We start from the raw sequence: 18094 nt of genomic DNA on the forward strand, positions 1-18094 counted from the left end.
AATCACGTTCACAAAAAAGCTAGCTTATAAGAAACAATTTAAAAAAGTTTTAATCTAATCATTTTTGCAGAGCAGCAACTCCCGGCATTTCATCACCACCCAGCCAACTTAAAAACGCTCCTCCACCAGTGGAAACATATGTAAAATCCTTATCGGTAAGGCCTGCAGCGCTTATTGCAGATAGACTATCACCTCCCCCTATTATGCTGGTTAACTTTCCTTTGTGCGTTAAGTCACTTACGACTTTCATTACCCCTATTGTACCACTTGCAAAAGCTGAATGTTCAAAAACACCAATAGGTCCATTCCACAGCAGAGTCTTACTGCTTGCTATTATACTGCTTATTGTACTCAAAGTTTGTGGTCCGATATCCAAAATTATATCACCGTCCAAAATGGACTCAGTTCTTCTTGAAATACTAGTGCTGTAATCAGAGTTTACTGCAACCAGAACGTCTTCTGGCACAACTATTTTGCAATTGTTTTTATTTGCTGTTTCAACAATATTATGTAGAAGGTCGTCAACACCATTTTGAAAGAAAGATTTTCCTATATTTACTTTGCTAAATAACAAAAAATTATTAGCAATTGCACCTCCGAGAACTAGGTAATCAACCTTTTCTGTTAGCTTTATAAGCATTTTTATCTTAGTTGACATTTTGGCTCCCCCAACTATCGCAGTAATAGGTTTAGCTTTAAACGATACAGCTTTTTCAAGATACTTTAGCTCATCTTGTAAGCAAAATCCCGCGTAGGAAGGTAAAAACTCTGTAATGCGTGAAATAGAAGCGTGAGCTCTGTGAGAGCAAGAAAATGCATCATTTACATATATATCCGCTAGAGATGCTAGTTGTTTGGCAAAATTTGAGTCACTCTGCTCTTCCTCTTTATAAAATCTTAGATTCTCTAGTAATATTATATCTCTTGCATCCATAGCACTCACTGCTTTTTGCACTTTTTCACCAACGCAATCATCAATGAATTTCACTTTTTTATTTAGTAACTGCGATAAAGTGTCAATTACATTTTTTAGCGACAGATTATTGTCTCTGGCCTTTGGGCGTCCGAAATGCGATATAATAATAATCTTTGCACTTGCATTCACTAAATACTCAATAGTAGGCAATGCTCTCAAAATACGAGTGACGTCACGAATTTCTCCATCTTTTATAGGAACATTTAAGTCAACTCTGAGTAAGACGGTTTTATTGTGAAGATCACAATTTTCTATACTAGGTATATTCATTGTAAAACTAAAGCTATAAAGCCACTATACAGCAGTTTGACCTAAAGTAAAGTTTTAAGTTTACGAACGTTTAAGGAAATTTGCATCCAGATGGTGTCATGAAAGTAGCTGACACTGGTTCACTCTATAATGGTGTCATCCAAGTAGCCGACACTGGGATCCAGGTTGCTTACAAGCAAATTAGCATAGAAAGTGGTTACAACGTTTTCGATGAGATTGCAGGAACCAGTGTCAGCTACTTGGATGACACCATTCTTTTTTCTGGATCTCAGTGTCAGCTACTTTCATCTGCCACCTGCAAATTGCAATGTTCGTACAGTTATGTGTCACGCTACTTGGATGACACCGTTGAAAGAAATGAACCGCCTTTTCAAAATTGTTTTGAATAGAGGAATAACATTCACAAGTAAAATTTCATATTACCATTTTTTAATTTATGTATTATAATAAGCTTAATCTATAAGAAAAACAAAGTTGGAAAAGTTGGAAGAACTAAGCAAAAACTGGGTGATAAGAACGGGAAGATTTTTATCTTCATTGTTTTTTTTACTGTTGATTGCGCTATCAATACGTAGTTTTTTATTCGAGCCATTTCATATACCTTCTGGTTCAATGAAAAGCACCCTACTTGAAGGGGATTACATTTTTACTAGTAAATATTCATACGGTTACAGTAAACACTCATTTCCATTTTCTCCAAACATTTTTAGCGGCAGGATTTTTTATACCCCTCCAAAGCGTGGCGACATAGTAGTTTTCAAACCCACAAGAAACGACAGTATCCGATTTGTTAAGCGAGTAATAGGAACACCAGGCGACAAAGTGCAAATGATAGAGGGAGAATTATACCTAAATGATCAGAAAGTAGAGCGAAGGCAAATTGAAAGTTTTTTTGATTATGAGTCAAATCGTAACATACCAAGATATATAGAAACGCTTTTAAGTGGCAAGGAGCATGAGATTTTGGTAGATAACATTTCTAATAAGCTATCATATAACACTACGGTTTATTATGTACCTAACGATCAATTTTTTGTTATGGGAGACAATAGAAATAATTCTTTGGATAGCAGGTTTCCTGAGGTTGGTTTTGTACCAATGGAAAATATCATTGGGCGTGTAAGTATAGTTGGTTTATCGTTTAAATTGGGGAAGGTCGATTGGTTACCATTTAATTTCAGGTTACCTGTTGCTTTGAGATTAAATAGGGTATTGCACAAGGTTGTGTAAGCTTTTTCTACCTATTTGTTAATTCACATAACTCTAAAGAAGAATTTTCTAACTCGGCGATAGTGTTGTTAATTTCATTCAAGTCATTGCCTTGTAAAGCGTTTTTTGCATTTTGTAATAGGTTTTTCAACTTTTGATCAGTGGAAAGGTTATTATTGTTTTCAACCAAGTGTATGAGTTTATTTCCATTAATTTTAGCACCTGCAAGGGAACGAGCCTTCATATCTTCATCAAAGCTGTTTATTGACTGGTTAACCATATTTTGAACATCAGCTTTACTCAAGCCAAAACTTGAATTTACTTTAACTGTCTGCTCAATTCCAGTAGTTTTTTCTCTTGCAGTAACAGTCAAGATCCCGTCAACGTTAACTGTAAATTCTATTTCAACTCTTGCAGAACCTGCAGGCAGTGGCGGTATACCTTTTAGTTCAAACTGCGCTAGAGATTTGTTATCCTCGATCATTTCACGTTCTCCCTGACAAACGTGAATTTTCATTGCTGGTTGCCCATCAACATAAGTTGTAAACTCTTTTATCTCTGAAACTGGTAGTGGTGTATTTCTTGGTATGATTTTTTCAACTATGTCTCCCATAGTTTCTATGCCAAGTGATAAAGGTAAAACATCCAGGAGAATATTCCTATCTTTTGAGCTCGAAGTTAAATCATGAGCCTGCAGAGCTGCTCCCATGACAACTGCTTTATCTGGATCCACGTCATTCAGTACTTTATTTCCAAAGAGCTTGACTAGTGAATTTTGAACCAATGGTGTTCTAGTTGCACCACCAACTAAAATTACTCCTTTTATATCATCAATTTTAAGATCTATGTCGCTTATAGTACGAGTGACTATATTGATAGTCTTATTAACTAAAGGACTTATTGCCTGTTCGAACTTCTCTCTAGTTATTTCACATTCAAATGGCTTGCCGTTAATGTTAAAGCCAAAAGTGCCTGATGCATTTTCACTTAAGTATTCTTTCGCGGTACGGATATTGCAGGTTCCAGCGTTATGTGTTGGAATGACATTAAGGTGTGTTGTCGACTCCTTGTTTAAACCTACTTTTTCTCTATACTTATCAAGTACAATTGAACTCAGAAGATGATCAAAATCATCACCGCCGAGTTTGGTATCACCACCAACCGCAAGGACTTGAAACACTCCTTGATGTAATTTCAATATTGAAATATCAAATGTTCCTCCACCAAGGTCGTAAACTGCATATATTCCGCTGCTGTTGTTCTTTTCAATGGAGTAAGAAAGTGCAGCAGCAGTTGGTTCATTAACGAGACGAAGAACTTCTATGCCAGCTAATTTTGCTGCATATTTAGTTGCGTTACGTGCTGAATCGTCAAAGTAAGCTGGCACAGTGATCACTGCTTTTTTTACTTCCATTCCTGTAGACTTTTTCACCCTCTCGCATAAAGCTTTTAATATCTCAGCAGAAATCTCAACAGGAGTAAGATACTTTTCCTCTGAGCATTTTACTCTAATAACTTTTTCACTTTCGTTATCTATTTCAAAATTGAGGCCTTCTTTATTTAATTCTTCAACACTTTCACCCATTAAACGCTTTATTGAGTAGATTGCATTTTGACCGACGTCACAGCCAGTTTTCAATGTATTATTTTCATACGAAATAACAGAAGGCAGTAGCTCTCTTCCCTGCTCATCTTTAAATATCTCCACGTTGCCAGCTTTATTTACCATAGCAATTAAAGAGTTAGTAGTGCCAAGATCTATACCAAAAACTACTTCACTTGAATTTGGTTCAGAAATTTGAATTGGTTGCATTCTTTTTCACCTCCTCAAATGACTTATATAAATATTTCAATCTTAAGACTTGTGTAGCAGCTCCATCAAAATTCTTTACAGCAAAAGTGTTAATTAGGTTTTTAACGCAATCTTTTATTTTTTCATCAACCATCCTACTTGCAAATTGTAGATCATCGCAGTCCAGCAAATATTCTCTTATTTCCATTGATTCATTTAATATTTCAGAATTTGGATGATCCTTTGGGCTTTCCACACCAAAAAGATTCAACAAATGCTCGGCACGTTTTAGAGGTGACTTTAGCACCTGATAAGCTTTGTTAATATTAATTATATTTTTAGATTGTCCTTCGTTTATATCAGTCCTGCTTAGCTCAATATATTTTTTCTCTAACTCATCAAAGCTGATGTTGAAAGTTGGTTCAATTTCAAACAATGTAAAATAGCTGCTAGACATGAAAACTCTCTCCACAACCACATTTTCCTTTCTCATTAGGATTTTTGAAAACAAAACCCGATGAAAATTTTTCTTCTACATAATCCATTTCAGAGCCAAGAATAAACATGACAGATTTTGGATCGATCAACACTTTAACTTTTTGGTCATCACTGCAGTTTTCCTCAATTATCGACTCTAAAGGACGAGTATCATATGCATATTCAATATCATATTTTAAACCAGAACATCCTTTTTGTTTAATTAGCACTCTTATTCCTATTGCTTCTTCCGGTTTCTCAAGGTTAGTATGCTTCTTTTGGTCCAATAAATACCTTATCCTTTCTACTGCTTTCGCAGTTATAGTAATAAGTTTTTTATCTTTCTTTATAGCGTTTACTCCTTGATATTCACTCATGCTTTAGTTCTCAATGTCCACCTTTACTTTGTTTGCTTTGATAATCATGAATAGCAGCCTTTATAGCATCTTCAGCAAGCACCGAGCAGTGTATCTTCACTGGAGGTAAAGACAACTCTTCCACTATTTGAGTATTCTTTATCTGTGTAACGTCACTGATGGTTCTTCCCTTTATCATCTCTGTTAACAAGGAACTTGAAGCAATGGCAGAACCACAACCAAAAGTTTTAAATTTTGCATCTTCAATAACACCTTTGTCATTGACCTTTATCTGCAATTTCATTACATCACCGCACGATGGTGCACCAACTAAACCAGTACCAACATTTGGATCATTTTTATCCAGAGAGCCAACATTCCTTGGATTTTCGTAATGATCTAAAATTTTCTCATTATAACTCATAAAATTACCTGTGAACCGCTATTCTACATTATAACATATTTAGGTTAAAAACTAAAGTGAAATACACTAGTTTTGTGTATATTTTACTTACAAAATATTACGAAAATGAGTATATTTACTTTACAAATTCACGTAGTGCATGTCATTCTCTATATTGTAATTAAGTTTGTAATTTAAAAGGAGTATTCTCTTGAGTTTATTTGGTAACCTTTATAAAGGCTTGTTAAAAACTTCTTCTCGCTTTAGCGACGGGGTGAAAAGTATTTTTTCTGGCAAAAAAAAATTAGATCAGTCGCTTTTAGATGAGCTAGAAGAATTGCTAATTAGCATGGATATTGGTCATAAAACTTCCAAGTTGATTATTGACAGGCTCACAAGCATCAAATTTGACAAGGAAGTTGAGTATAATATTATCTCGCAGCAGTTAATGAACGAAATAGAAGCTATATTGAGCCCAGTTGTGCAACCGTTAATTTTGAATAAAAAACCACATATAATAATGGTATGTGGAGTAAATGGTAATGGTAAAACCACAACTATAGGTAAGCTCGCATATAAATATAAGGAGATGGGAAAGTCCGTTATGCTTGTTGCATGTGATACATTTAGAGCTGCTGCTAGTGAACAATTAAACATTTGGGCAGAACGTTCTGATTGCTTGATTGTTACTGGAGAGCATGGTAGCGACTCTGCAAGTGTGGCATATAGAGCTGTGAGTCAAGCTATAAAAGATAACGTTGATGTTGTTCTAATTGACACAGCAGGCAGGCTACAAAATAATGTGAACCTTATGGAGGAGTTATCAAAAATATATAGAACGATAAAGAAATTGGATGACACTGCCCCTCATGACGTTATTTTAGTTCTTGATGCAACTACCGGCCAAAATGCTTATAGCCAATTAGAGGCATTTAGTAAGATGGTTAGTGTTACCGGGCTAATCATAACAAAGCTAGATGGCACCGCTAAGGGCGGAGTAGTAATTGGACTTGCAGAAGCTTATAAGGTAAAGTTACATGCTATAGGAATTGGTGAAAGTATAGAGGACTTAAAGGAGTTTACTAGTAAAGAGTTTGCTGAAGCGTTATTTAATTGTAATTAAAGACTTCTCTTAATTCCCTTACGTGACCAAGCTTAATTATCTCAATATCATGAGAAGAGTAATTACCATTTTTAGGCATAATTGCTTTTTTGAATCCTAACTTTTGTGCTTCTTTTAGTCTAAGATCAGCATGCGAGACATTCCTAATTTCTCCTGAAAGTGCAACTTCACCGCAGATTATTGAAGAAGTTGGCAGCGGTAAATTTACTACACTTGAAATAAGGGAAGCAGCAACAGCAAGATCAGCCGATGGTTCCTGTATTTTGAGTCCCCCTGCAATGTTTAGGTATACCTCTTTATCATGCAAAAACATTTTACAGCGAGCATTTAGCACCGCGATGATCATAGCCAATCGATTAATATCCCACCCAACTACTGCCCTTCTTGGGGTTGCAATATTAGTCCCTGCTATCAACGCTTGAACTTCCATTAAAATTGGTCTTGAACCTTCAATTCCTGCAAATACGGCGCTGCCAACTACTTCTCTGTCATGGGCCATCAGAAACAATGATGATGGATTATCAACAGGCACAAGTCCTGCTTCAGACATCTCAAAAACACCAATTTCATTTGCAGGGCCAAATCTATTTTTAATAGTACGCAAAATACGGTATTGATTGCTATTTTCACCTTCAAAATATAATACCGTATCTACCATATGCTCCAAAGTTTTAGGTCCAGCTATTTGCCCATCCTTAGTTATATGACCAACTATTAAAAGAGAAACACCATATTGTTTTGCAAGAATGGTTAATTCATGGGCACAAGTACGAACCTGAGTTACAGTTCCTGGTGCCGATGTAATTCTGCTATCATACATTGTTTGTATAGAGTCAATTACTAAAAATTTAATGCTTTTATTTTCCTTTATTGTTGCTACTACATCAGTTAAAGACACTGTAGATAAAAGCTTAATTTTAGGTTCATTTATCTTAAGACGCTTTGCTCTGAGGCTCACCTGCTCTAAAGATTCCTCGCCAGATACATAAAGACATTCAAAAGAGGAAAGTTGCACAACATTAGCTGCAATTCTAAGCAAAAGGGTAGATTTTCCAATACCAGGTTCGCCTCCAATTAGAATGCTAGCACCTTGAACGATACCCCCACCAAAAACTCTATCTAATTCTTCTACTCCTGTTAGAAAACGACTTGGAGTGATAATTTCGCTACCCGATAACGCCTTTATTAAAATTGGCGCAGATATACTTCTTTTGCCCGTTTTTACTGCTATTTCTTCAACAACTGTATCCCAATTGTCACATGCAATGCACTTTCCTACCCACCTACCAGTGCTATGACCACAGGATTGACATACATATACAGTTTTCATCAAAGCCAAAATTATTTTGTTATAATTGTAATGAAAATTAGCTGAATAGGCGAAGTAAATCTAACCACTGAGTCTCACAAACGTTTTGGTGCGAAGATAATTGTCATAAGTTGTGCCATTTAAATTCATGCACAATAATTGCACGAACGCTTCCCTCTAGGATCCAAGTAGCCCATTCTCCTGTCATTCCAGTAGCATCCTTTTTTTGTCATCCCAGTGCCCAGACTACTTGGATCCAGGAAAAAGAATGATGTCATCCCAGTGCCCCGACACTGGGATCCAGAAAAGTTTGCTTGTAAGCAAGCAAACTAGCATAGAAAGTGGTTACAACATTTTCGATGAGATTATATGGAAAACTGGATCCCAGTGTCAAGCACTGGGATGACAGCAGTCCTACGTCATACCGCGATTCATTCGCGGTATCTCTTAACATAGATCCCGCTAACAAGCAGCGAGATGAAGATTATCGTTTAGCTATAAATATTTAAGAAATTTACCAAACGAAAAAAAAGGCAAAAGAAGCCCTAGTCATTGTCTATTTTCAGTATTTGGCGTTTTTTAAGTCTTAAACACTGCAACTAACCTACGCTGCAAATGTTTAAGAAATTTACTAAGCAGAAAAAAAGGCAAAAGAAACCCCGTGTTAGCTAGTTGTCACTCTCTAATCCTGCAAATTGGCGTACTATACTGTCTTAAACGACTTATAAGCGCGTTTCAGCTTATATAGGTAAAAACCCAGAAATGTTGTGAAGAAATAAGGTGCACATAGTGCAAAAAATTAAAAATAAGACGCCAACTACGTTGTTTTCTTGCTGTTTAATCTGCACAGATGAAGATAACTGAATACCTTCACTATCATGATAAGGGGGATGGCGGAGTTTGTCAAGGAAGTTTTTTCGTTTCTAACGGTTGTTGCCAAAAACTATACAAAAAGTCTAATGAGTTAACTTCCATATATCCTGAGTAGTTCTTGTGCATTAGCTTTGATTAGGATAGGGCATTTTCTGTCATTTAATAGGGAACGCAATATTTCAGTTGCACCTTTAATGTCGTTATTATGTATCTTTACTACAGCGATAGCTTCTTGGCTTGAATAAGGATACACTGCACTTGATTCTAAATTATCAATTTTATCTTTATTTATTTTTTCACCGTTGGAGTGAAGTAAGCTCATTACCTCTAAGTATTGTGCTAACTCACGCAAAACATTAGGAGCATCTTTATCATCTGCCAAATCATTATAAATAGATGCTGTGTTTGTTGGCATTGAATCTGAGATATGATTGAATGCGTGTTCAAAATTTGCTAAATACCCCCAATTTGAATCTATTTCTTCTAGCAGCGGCTTATTATCTTTTTTAAAGAATAATACTTCGTAAAACTTGTCACCCGCAGTTATAGATTGTTTTGTGTTATCAATGTTGCGCAATAAGTATAATGTGATGCCAACTAACATTGGTGCGAGTGCAAGCAGAAAGATGTATTTTTTCATGGTAATATTCCAAATAGTTATATATTTATACATTAATGCTTTTGATTTGCAAAAACATATTGACATAGTGATTATATCACATAATAATGTTCTCAAAGTTGTTTGAATAGTTGGAGATTAAAATATTTCTAAAGTAGAAATAAAGACAGCAGTATTAAGCTAAATTATTTTTTGTCGGATTTATCCGATGTACCCTCAACCTTTTATAGGTTGAAGTCTAAATTTGAGAGTTTGATCCTGGCTCAGAATGAACGCTGGCGGCAGGCCTAACACATGCAAGTCGAACGGAGTTATATTGTAGCTTGCTATGGTATAACTTAGTGGCAGACGGGTGAGTAATATATAGGAATCTACCTAGTAGTACGGAATAATTGTTGGAAACGGCAACTAATACCGTATACGCCCTACGGGGGAAAAATTTATTGCTATTAGATGAGCCTATATTAGATTAGCTAGTTGGTGGAGTAATAGCCTACCAAGGCAATGATCTATAGCTGATCTGAGAGGATGATCAGCCACACTGGAACTGAGATACGGTCCAGACTCCTACGGGAGGCAGCAGTGGGGAATATTGGACAATGGGCGAAAGCCTGATCCAGCCATGCCGCATGAGTGAAGAAGGCCTTTGGGTTGTAAAGCTCTTTTAGTGAGGAAGATAATGACGGTACTCACAGAAGAAGTCCTGGCTAACTCCGTGCCAGCAGCCGCGGTAATACGGAGAGGGCTAGCGTTATTCGGAATTATTGGGCGTAAAGGGCGCGTAGGCTGGTTAGTAAGTTAAAAGTGAAATCCCGAGGCTTAACCTTGGAACTGCTTTTAAAACTGCTAACCTAGAGATTGAAAGAGGATAGAGGAATTCCTAGTGTAGAGGTGAAATTCGTAAATATTAGGAGGAACACCAGTGGCGAAGGCGTCTATCTGGTTTAAATCTGACGCTGAGGCGCGAAGGCGTGGGGAGCAAACAGGATTAGATACCCTGGTAGTCCACGCTGTAAACGATGAATGTTAAATATGGGAAGTTTACTTTCTGTATTACAGCTAACGCGTTAAACATTCCGCCTGGGGACTACGGTCGCAAGATTAAAACTCAAAGGAATTGACGGGGACCCGCACAAGCGGTGGAGCATGTGGTTTAATTCGATGCAACGCGAAAAACCTTACCACTCCTTGACATGGAAATTATACCTATTCGAAGGGATAGGGTCGGTTCGGCCGGATTTCACACAGGTGTTGCATGGCTGTCGTCAGCTCGTGTCGTGAGATGTTGGGTTAAGTCCCGCAACGAGCGCAACCCTCATCCTTAGTTACCATCAGGTAATGCTGGGGACTTTAAGGAAACTGCCAGTGATAAACTGGAGGAAGGTGGGGATGATGTCAAGTCATCATGGCCCTTATGGAGTGGGCTACACACGTGCTACAATGGTGGCTACAATGGGCTGCAAAGTCGCGAGGCTAAGCTAATCCCTTAAAAGCCATCTCAGTTCGGATTGTACTCTGCAACTCGAGTACATGAAGTTGGAATCGCTAGTAATCGTGGATCAGCATGCCACGGTGAATACGTTCTCGGGTCTTGTACACACTGCCCGTCACGCCATGGGAATTGGTTTCACTCGAAGCTAACGACCTAACCGCAAGGAGGGAGTTATTTAAAGTGGGATCGGTGACTGGGGTGAAGTCGTAACAAGGTAGCAGTAGGGGAATCTGCAGCTGGATTACCTCCTTGGGCTTTGCGCATAACTTACCATTTTTAATGATGGTGTTGTTATGTGCTATACTGCTGTCTTTACTTCTACTTTATTTTAATTTCCCAATAACGAAATTTTATGAGTGATAGGCCTCTTTCTCCACATTTACAAATATATAAAGTACAAGTTACTAGTTTTTTCTCTATTATGCACAGATTGACTGGTATCTTGCTATTCCTTTTATTAATGATACTTTCTTGGTATTTCATATTACATGTTTACTTTCCTGAGTTACTTATAGTAAGGTACTTAAATGCATTATTATTCACTCCTGTTGCTAAATTAGCTTATGTCTTATGTTTTGTAAGTTTTGTATATCATTTTCTTAATGGTATTCGTCATTTATTGTGGGATGTTGGGCTTAATTTAGAAATTACTGGCGTTTCAAGGAGTGCTATACTGCTGACAGTAACGCTACTTCTTTCTACTATTGCTTTTTTATTTATGTTTATATGAGTCAATCTGGAAATTCAGTACATCATTGGTGGGTCCAGCGTGTTTCTGCAGTAATTTTACTGCTCCTGTTTCCTTGGTTTATCTATTCATTTTCTTGCGCATTTTATACTGATAGCTCTTTGTCTTTTAGTGAAAAATTTATTAATCACCCTCTAGAGCTTTTATTTTTTGTTGTATTGTTGTTTTGCATTTTTTGGCACGCAGTTCTTGGAATGCAGGTAGTGTGTGAAGATTATATACACAGCGTATCTCTAAGGATTTTCACAATTACATGCATAAAGTACTTATCAAGCATTACTTATATAACCCTCGCTTTTACAATCTTTGTCTTCTACAGGCATATTTTCTTGTAAAATTGCCAATTCTGTGTTAATATATTATTAGTGTACTAGTTTTATCATTGAACTATAGTGATTTTGGTTTAGCAATATGTTAGAGACATTGAAAAAGTGGGGAATAGACCTTACGCTAAAGGTGAAGGATCTATTTAGTTCATCTGAGTCTCAAGTTTATGTCAAAGACCTTAGAAAGGTAATGATATATGAGGATGGACGAAAGTGTCAATATCCAAAAAATTATGATCAGATTGTAGATTCTGGGAGAGTTGTAAAAAAAAATGACAAGCTTGTAAAAAATAAAGACGGAAATCCAGAGTACCAGCTTATATATAATGAATACGAATTTGATCTAGCCTTGGTTAAGGAAATTGATAAAAAATCTTACTTTACTATTGACTTTTTAGTTAGTAAAGGTAGGCGTGAGGTTAATGATTATAGTAAATTTTATAAGCCATTTAAGTTTTCAAAAATAGATCTTGAAAAACATTTGCCGGTCTTTGAGGTTGATACTAAGTTACTTAGATTAACTAATTCTTCTTTTCTTGCTAAAAAAGGTTGCTTCATCAATGATGACACGGGAGAAGTTGATGAGAAAGATAGAGATGAAAAAGGAAGAAATGGAAAATTACTATACACTAGTGATTACAAGAAGCTAAGCACCCATTTTTCAGAAATTAGAGATCAGAATAATAACTTGGAGCTAGATAAAAGTCTTATATCTGTTCCTATTATTTTCGTTGCAAGCTTGGCTAAAGTTTGTACTAAATTGTTGACTTCTCTTCCTATAAAGTTAGGGGAGTATTTAATAAGCGAACAAAACCCAATTGCAAAGTCTTTTGGCTATCTTTTGTTCACCCCTGCAATGGCAGTAAAAAATTTAGTGAATATGGGAGCTACCATACTTAAGGCTCCAATTTTATTATTTGTAGCAGATAAGAAGAAGTATGGTGATGCTTACTTCACTATGTGGAAACACCAATTGAAAGGATGTTGGGAAGAAGCAAAAAGTGACTTTAATGTTATTAAAGGTGGAGAAAGGCTAAAGCCAGGGCAAAAGGATCATAAGCCACTTAGTATAGTGGGCACATGGGATGAGCTTAATGCTAGAAGGCCAGGTATTGAAAAAGACTTAGAGAAGCCGTCAAATAAAAGTAGTGAAAGTATAGATAAATCTAGAGAACCAGATATTGGAAAAAGCTTAAAGAAGGAGAAGTTGCAAAACAAAAGTAATGAGAAAATAGCTGCGTCTAAAAAAGCAGATGTTGAAAAAGTGAGTGATACTCCTCATGTTAATGAAGTACTAAGCAGACGGAGTTCATTTCAAGACGAAAAATTTCAATTACCTCCTCGCTAACCGGCCACTACTTTAAATTAACATTTACTTTCTTTATTAACTATTCCACAACAAAAACTTGCATGCATTTTACTATTAGCATAAGATGTTAATTATTTAATTAATTTTCTTAACTATATGCGCCCTGTAATACTATGTGGTGGTAGTGGCAGCAGACTTTGGCCTTTATCGAAGCCAAAGCAATTTCAAAAAATATTTAGCCATAACACTATGTTTCAGAACACTTTATTGAGGCTAAAAAGTGGTTATATGCCACCCATAATTGCCACAAATATACAGTACGAGTCGTTAGTGAAGAAGGAGTTGCATGCGCTGCGAGAATATAAAGTGATTTTCGAACCAGTGAAAATTGGAACAGCAGCAGCGATATTAATTGCTGCGCTTCTCTGCAATGAAAACGAGATAATGTTAATTCTGCCTTCAGACCATTTTATAGGTGATTTGAATAATTTTTATGCTTCTGCTCACAAAGCATCTCAGCTAGCTTCTGAAACTAACTCTATAGTTACGTTTGGAGTTAAGCCTCATGAATTCAATTCTGAATACGGCTATATAAATGCAGTTTATGATCATAAGGAAAAGTATCATATAGTAAAGGATTTCATAGAGAAACCTGAGCATGTATTAAGTAATGATTATTATTGGAATTCTGGAATATTTGTGTTCAAAGCAAAACGCTATATAGATGAGATCAAAAAATCTGCCCCGACTCTTTATAATTTATGTTTTGCAAGTGTGAAACATTTCACACCGCAAGAGAGATTTCTGTATTTAAAACAACGAGATTTTGCAGGAATTGAAGGCGTCTCTATTGATTACTTGGTAATGGAAAAAGCAAAAAACGTTGCAATGATAGAAGCTAATTTCGATTGGCTGGATGTTGGAACTTGGAATTCAGTTTTAGAATTGAGTGAGAAGTTTACGTCGTCATTCCGACATGTAACAAAAAAAAGAGAGCCAGTTTCAACGACAGAAAGTAATAAAAATTTATTGGGTGGAGCTTATAAGCAACCAAACAAAAGCCTAATATCGTTTATTAATAAGGTTAAGAAAGCAAAAGCGATAAGAAGAGAAATCAAGCCATGGGGATTTTGTAGTATAATTTTAATAGGCGAAAATTTTCTTATAAAATATCTTTTTATAAATCCATTAAGCTGCACTTCTAAGCAATTCCATCACTATAGAGATGAATACCATATAGTACTATCGGGAGTTGGGTATGTTAGTTTAGGCGACAAAGAATATGCTATAGTAAAAGACCATATGATAGAAATCCCAAGGGAAGTTTCCCATAGGATTGAAAATAGAAGCACAAGCTCTCCACTTGAAATAGTTGAATTTCAGATAGGAGAGCATTTATCTGATAATGATATAGTGAGGTTGGATGATGTATATGGAAGATTTTGAAATTCTAATGTTAAAGATACTCTATAAGTCTGCTAAATTTAAAGGAGTAAAAATATCTAGTTTTCAAATAAAGAAAAGTCTACAATTATACGAAGTTTCAAGAATATAATGTTTAACCTCAAAATATTTTGTAATGTCCATTGCCTTTGAAATTACTATGGCTGCTTGCTATTTGCGAGCGAAAAATGCCAGATTTTGCTCTATAACGACTTTGTTCTCTATTATCGGCATTGCCCTTGGAGTTGCAACACTAATAGTGGTGATGTCTGTGATGAACGGATTCAGAGCAAAGTTGCTTGACTCAATACTTGGCATTGATGGCCATATTAATGTTTATTTTGATAGGAACATAAATTCAGATTACTGCACAGTTTCGAAATCGATTGAGAAAATTCCTGGTATATTAAAAGCTACTCCTATGACCAATGATCAAGTTATTATTGTAGCAAATGGTAAAATTGCAGGTAGCGTAGTGCGAGGTGTGTCAACTAAAGATTTGCTTGATAGTACTACCATTACAAATAATGTAATTATAGGTGATGTAAAAAAATTTGATGAAGGGATAATAATAGGAGCACGATTGGCAGAAGCTTTGAACGTTGACTATGGCGACAAAATTACGTTTATATCATCTGAAGAATTTGATGCATTACTTGGTGAAATGCCGCGAATGAAAAAATATAAAGTTATAGCAATATTTGATATGGGTATGTTTGAGTATGATAATACCTTGATATATATGCCTCTAAAATCAGCACAAGCCTTTTTTAATTATGAAAATAGCATAAAAAATATAGAAGTACTTGTAGACGACGTTACTAGAGCTGGTAAGCTTGCAGATGCTATAGAAAAAGAAATAGGAATGAAAGCTGAAAGTTGGCAATCACAGCAAAGCCATTATTTTAGTGCTTTAAAAACTGAAAGAAATGTGATGTTTTTAATTCTTACTTTGATTATAGTTGTAGCAGCGTTTAATATTATCTCAAATTTAATGATGATAGTGCAAGAAAAGAAATCCGCGATTGCAATTATGCGTACATTTGGTGCAACAAGTGGAAGCATTATGCGCATATTTTGCGCTTGTGGTCTATTAATCGGTTTTACGGGAACTTGTCTTGGCTGTATTATAGGTGTCGTTTTTTCTCTCAATATCGAAAGTATTAGAGTGTTTTTAGAAAACATTACTAACGTCAAGCTGTTTGATCCTATGATATACTTTTTTTCAAGTTTACCGGTGATATTAGTCCCTCAAGATGTAGTAAGTATTTCTGCACTTGCGTTACTCTTATCATTTTTAGCGACAATTGCTCCTGCATTGCAGGCAGCTGCACAAGATCCTGCGGAGATACTACGTTATGAATGATACTCAGCAAAAGTACATAGGTTGGTTCTTAATTGTATTGTTATTTACCGGTTACATCACAATAAATAACATAATCTTTTTTAAAATAAGTCAGCAAGAAAGCGAAGACAATATAAATGTTTTAACGGAAAAAATAGATGAATTCAGAATGTCACTTGAAGTTAATCAATCCAGGGTAGAAAAAAAGATATTTGACTTAAAGAGAGGTCTGCACACTCAATGTGAGCAAGGTGATGGTAGCTCAAGGTATAAGAACCTCGCAAGATTGCTGCTACTTGTAGTTAAAATGAAGAATTCGTTATTGCGAGAAGCAAAATTTGATAATCATATAAATTCAATAAAGCCTTTGATATCAGAGCTTGATGATCCAGAGATAGAAAATGCAGTAAATGAATTGGAAAGTTTGAAAGAGGTAGATACTTTACGTGAGTTGAAGTTATCTTTTGAGAAGACCATTGCTGTTATTAACTACAATAAAAGTACATTGTCTAAAAAAATCATTTCAAACTGGATTAGAATACAAGATAAAAATGACCCATTAAGGGCAAAATTCGCAGAAATTGAGGAGTCAATAAACGATAATGATTGGCAAAATATAACTGTTACAGTAAGCAATTTAACGCATTCAGAATTCAAGCCATGGCTAAATAAATTGAATGGTTTTATTGTAGCTTCTAAGAATATTTCAACAATATATCATCACTTATTACAATATATCTCATGATTTATTTTATAATTTTCGCTCTTTCGTTTTTATTTGGCATATGGGTCAAGGTAAGTGGTGAAGTAATAAAATTGGAATTAGGCAATTACACTATAAGTATTGATCTATATTTCATTATTTTTACTTGTGTAGTTTTATTATTTTTATTAATTACACTTGTACGCTTTTTTTCCTCCATTTTATCAACATTTGCCAACATAAGAAATAGAAGAAGGGATAGGGAAGAATTGCTTCTCTTTGAAGCTTTTTTTAGCATAGACTTAGACAATATAGAGAATGCTGAAAAGCTAGTTAAAAGTCTAAATGAGAAGAGTGATAAGTTATCTTTAATAAAGCTCTTTAACTCAGGTAAGACGGGAAATTACAGCTTTTTCAGTAACGGTTTAACAAACGTTGCAAATAAAAATCGTAACTTAGCTCTACTTCTGGCCAATAAGCTGATTGTTCACCTCAAACAAGAAAAAGTAGTCTTTCAAAAATTTATAGAATATTGCTCTAGTTCAATTAATGATAAAATGCTATCTATTCCCTTTCAAATAGAGCATTGCATATTGAAAGAAGATTGGATTAATGCAATTTTGAAGTTGAGGGAAGCAGTTAAGTTCAATATTTTTCTTCCCTTTGACCATAAAGAAATGTTTGCAGTTTTTTATTGTGCTTTGGCAAAACAATATGAAAGTAAAGGGGATTTTAAAGGGGCTATAAAGTCTTTACTCAGAGCACAAAGTTATTATGCAACTTTTCGGCCCATTAATTATTTAAAGGCAGAATTATATATTAAACTTGGAAAAATCAGAAAAGCTTCTGCAGTGCTAGAGGCAGAATATGCAGTAAATCCTACTCCTCAGTCAGCTAAAATGTACATCAATTTAAATAGTAAAGGTGCTGAAAGACTATACAACTTACGCCCTGATTATTATTTTAGTTACTGTTTACTTGCTTTGTCCTCAATGAGTTCAGGTAAATATGATCTTGCAAGTCAATATTTAGACACTGCTATGAAAAAGGCTAATTACATGTCAATCTACTTTATTGTAATACAACTTAAGGTTACATTGCAAGAACACGACAAGGTAATTTATTGGCTAAACAAGATGGGCTCAGAAGCTTTGCCTGATCCGGGCTGGAAGTGTAAAAATTGTAACAGAGAACTAAAGCAATGGGATCATAAATGTTCAAATTGCAATAGTTTTAATTGCGTTTATTATATATTATAAGGTTCCACAAAGTGTGATGATAATAATATATGGGAAATTACCATCAAAGACCTCTATTGAAC

18 protein-coding genes and 1 rRNA gene are annotated in these 18094 nt (G+C 35.4%); 12 read left to right on the top strand and 7 right to left on the bottom strand.

Features of this window, described 5'->3' with window-relative positions; genetic code table 11:
- Positions 1–58 precede the first annotated feature (58 nt).
- Positions 59–1246 carry a phosphoglycerate kinase gene (locus tag ACFZP3_RS07260; protein ID WP_386086956.1) on the bottom strand — a complete coding sequence of 396 codons (1188 nt, stop codon included), beginning with the start codon at positions 1244–1246 and terminating at the stop codon, positions 59–61.
- 80 nt (positions 1247–1326) lie between these two features.
- Between ACFZP3_RS07260 and ACFZP3_RS07265 the strand changes: the two genes are divergently transcribed.
- Together ACFZP3_RS07265 and lepB are read left to right on the top strand one after the other, a co-directional pair.
- On the top strand, positions 1327–1635 hold the full coding sequence (locus ACFZP3_RS07265) for a hypothetical protein (RefSeq protein WP_264688372.1): 309 nt from the start codon (positions 1327–1329) through the stop codon (positions 1633–1635).
- Positions 1636–1729: 94 nt separating this feature from the next.
- Positions 1730–2476 carry a signal peptidase I gene (gene lepB, locus ACFZP3_RS07270; RefSeq protein WP_253309972.1) on the top strand — a complete coding sequence of 249 codons (747 nt, stop codon included), beginning with the start codon at positions 1730–1732 and terminating at the stop codon, positions 2474–2476.
- 7 nt (positions 2477–2483) lie between these two features.
- Here the strand turns inward: lepB and hscA are convergent, their stop codons facing one another.
- Genes hscA through iscU form a run of 4 tightly spaced genes read right to left on the bottom strand, consistent with a single transcriptional unit; the run spans position 2484 to position 5504 of the window.
- Positions 2484–4268, bottom strand: coding sequence for a Fe-S protein assembly chaperone HscA (hscA, locus tag ACFZP3_RS07275; protein WP_386086955.1), 1785 nt, complete (start codon positions 4266–4268; stop codon positions 2484–2486).
- On the bottom strand, positions 4246–4704 hold the full coding sequence (locus ACFZP3_RS07280) for an iron-sulfur cluster co-chaperone HscB C-terminal domain-containing protein (protein ID WP_253309542.1): 459 nt from the start codon (positions 4702–4704) through the stop codon (positions 4246–4248). The genes hscA and ACFZP3_RS07280 overlap by 23 nt, the downstream gene beginning before the upstream one ends.
- Positions 4697–5101 carry a HesB/IscA family protein gene (locus ACFZP3_RS07285; RefSeq protein ID WP_264328899.1) on the bottom strand — a complete coding sequence of 135 codons (405 nt, stop codon included), beginning with the start codon at positions 5099–5101 and terminating at the stop codon, positions 4697–4699. The genes ACFZP3_RS07280 and ACFZP3_RS07285 overlap by 8 nt, the downstream gene beginning before the upstream one ends.
- 10 nt (positions 5102–5111) lie before the next feature.
- Positions 5112–5504, bottom strand: coding sequence for a Fe-S cluster assembly scaffold IscU (gene iscU / locus ACFZP3_RS07290; protein WP_114516867.1), 393 nt, complete (start codon positions 5502–5504; stop codon positions 5112–5114).
- A gap of 190 nt (positions 5505–5694) precedes the next feature.
- Between iscU and ftsY the strand changes: the two genes are divergently transcribed.
- Entirely contained in the window at positions 5695–6606 is a 912-nt protein-coding gene (gene ftsY, locus ACFZP3_RS07295) for a signal recognition particle-docking protein FtsY (protein WP_253309540.1), read from the top strand.
- Here ftsY and radA read toward each other — a convergent pair.
- Positions 6593–7936, bottom strand: a complete 1344-nt coding sequence (gene radA / locus ACFZP3_RS07300; RefSeq protein WP_386086954.1) for a DNA repair protein RadA — start codon at positions 7934–7936, stop codon at positions 6593–6595. The genes ftsY and radA overlap by 14 nt on opposite strands.
- Positions 7937–8141: 205 nt before the next feature.
- Between radA and ACFZP3_RS07305 the strand changes: the two genes are divergently transcribed.
- Positions 8142–8321 carry a hypothetical protein gene (locus ACFZP3_RS07305; RefSeq protein WP_265016489.1) on the top strand — a complete coding sequence of 60 codons (180 nt, stop codon included), beginning with the start codon at positions 8142–8144 and terminating at the stop codon, positions 8319–8321.
- A 558-nt stretch (positions 8322–8879) separates the two neighbouring features.
- Here ACFZP3_RS07305 and ACFZP3_RS07310 read toward each other — a convergent pair.
- Positions 8880–9494, bottom strand: a complete 615-nt coding sequence (locus ACFZP3_RS07310) for a hypothetical protein (RefSeq protein WP_253309859.1) — start codon at positions 9492–9494, stop codon at positions 8880–8882.
- A 153-nt stretch (positions 9495–9647) separates the two neighbouring features.
- Here ACFZP3_RS07310 and ACFZP3_RS07315 point away from each other — a divergent pair.
- From ACFZP3_RS07315 to ACFZP3_RS07350, 8 genes are all read left to right on the top strand, one after another.
- Positions 9648–11151 (top strand): 16S ribosomal RNA (locus ACFZP3_RS07315).
- 100 nt (positions 11152–11251) lie between these two features.
- Positions 11252–11629, top strand: coding sequence for a succinate dehydrogenase, cytochrome b556 subunit (gene sdhC / locus ACFZP3_RS07320; RefSeq protein WP_253309858.1), 378 nt, complete (start codon positions 11252–11254; stop codon positions 11627–11629).
- On the top strand, positions 11626–11982 hold the full coding sequence (gene sdhD, locus ACFZP3_RS07325) for a succinate dehydrogenase, hydrophobic membrane anchor protein (RefSeq protein ID WP_253309857.1): 357 nt from the start codon (positions 11626–11628) through the stop codon (positions 11980–11982). The genes sdhC and sdhD overlap by 4 nt, the downstream gene beginning before the upstream one ends.
- A 76-nt stretch (positions 11983–12058) precedes the next feature.
- Positions 12059–13321: a hypothetical protein gene (locus ACFZP3_RS07330; RefSeq protein ID WP_386086953.1), complete on the top strand. Its 1263-nt coding sequence runs from the start codon at positions 12059–12061 to the stop codon at positions 13319–13321.
- A 117-nt stretch (positions 13322–13438) separates the two neighbouring features.
- Positions 13439–14728, top strand: a complete 1290-nt coding sequence (locus ACFZP3_RS07335; protein ID WP_265016488.1) for a sugar phosphate nucleotidyltransferase — start codon at positions 13439–13441, stop codon at positions 14726–14728.
- Positions 14729–14861: 133 nt separating this feature from the next.
- Positions 14862–16091: a lipoprotein-releasing ABC transporter permease subunit gene (locus ACFZP3_RS07340; protein ID WP_265017656.1), complete on the top strand. Its 1230-nt coding sequence runs from the start codon at positions 14862–14864 to the stop codon at positions 16089–16091.
- Positions 16084–16815 (top strand): hypothetical protein, encoded by a 732-nt coding sequence (locus tag ACFZP3_RS07345; RefSeq protein WP_253309852.1) that lies wholly within the window; start codon positions 16084–16086, stop codon positions 16813–16815. The genes ACFZP3_RS07340 and ACFZP3_RS07345 overlap by 8 nt, the downstream gene beginning before the upstream one ends.
- Complete coding sequence (locus tag ACFZP3_RS07350; protein WP_253309851.1) at positions 16812–18032, top strand: heme biosynthesis protein HemY; 1221 nt, start codon at positions 16812–16814, stop codon at positions 18030–18032. The genes ACFZP3_RS07345 and ACFZP3_RS07350 overlap by 4 nt, the downstream gene beginning before the upstream one ends.
- The last annotated feature ends 62 nt before the right edge of the window (positions 18033–18094 follow it).

This window comes from Wolbachia endosymbiont (group A) of Norellia spinipes (genome assembly GCF_964273535.1).

Excerpts from the sequence above, each read along its gene's own strand:
- ACFZP3_RS07260 (WP_386086956.1), bottom strand. The coding sequence starts at position 1,246 with ATGAATATACCTAGTATAGAAAATTGTGATCTTCACAATAAAACCGTC.
- hscA (WP_386086955.1), bottom strand. The coding sequence starts at position 4,268 with ATGCAACCAATTCAAATTTCTGAACCAAATTCAAGTGAAGTAGTTTTT.
- ACFZP3_RS07280 (WP_253309542.1), bottom strand. The coding sequence starts at position 4,704 with ATGTCTAGCAGCTATTTTACATTGTTTGAAATTGAACCAACTTTCAAC.
- ACFZP3_RS07285 (WP_264328899.1), bottom strand. The coding sequence starts at position 5,101 with ATGAGTGAATATCAAGGAGTAAACGCTATAAAGAAAGATAAAAAACTT.
- iscU (WP_114516867.1), bottom strand. The coding sequence starts at position 5,504 with ATGAGTTATAATGAGAAAATTTTAGATCATTACGAAAATCCAAGGAAT.
- radA (WP_386086954.1), bottom strand. The coding sequence starts at position 7,936 with ATGAAAACTGTATATGTATGTCAATCCTGTGGTCATAGCACTGGTAGG.
- ACFZP3_RS07310 (WP_253309859.1), bottom strand. The coding sequence starts at position 9,494 with ATGTCAATATGTTTTTGCAAATCAAAAGCATTAATGTATAAATATATA.
- sdhC (WP_253309858.1), top strand. The coding sequence starts at position 11,252 with ATGAGTGATAGGCCTCTTTCTCCACATTTACAAATATATAAAGTACAA.
- sdhD (WP_253309857.1), top strand. The coding sequence starts at position 11,626 with ATGAGTCAATCTGGAAATTCAGTACATCATTGGTGGGTCCAGCGTGTT.
- ACFZP3_RS07330 (WP_386086953.1), top strand. The coding sequence starts at position 12,059 with ATGTTAGAGACATTGAAAAAGTGGGGAATAGACCTTACGCTAAAGGTG.
- ACFZP3_RS07335 (WP_265016488.1), top strand. The coding sequence starts at position 13,439 with ATGCGCCCTGTAATACTATGTGGTGGTAGTGGCAGCAGACTTTGGCCT.
- ACFZP3_RS07340 (WP_265017656.1), top strand. The coding sequence starts at position 14,862 with ATGTCCATTGCCTTTGAAATTACTATGGCTGCTTGCTATTTGCGAGCG.
- ACFZP3_RS07345 (WP_253309852.1), top strand. The coding sequence starts at position 16,084 with ATGAATGATACTCAGCAAAAGTACATAGGTTGGTTCTTAATTGTATTG.
- ACFZP3_RS07350 (WP_253309851.1), top strand. The coding sequence starts at position 16,812 with ATGATTTATTTTATAATTTTCGCTCTTTCGTTTTTATTTGGCATATGG.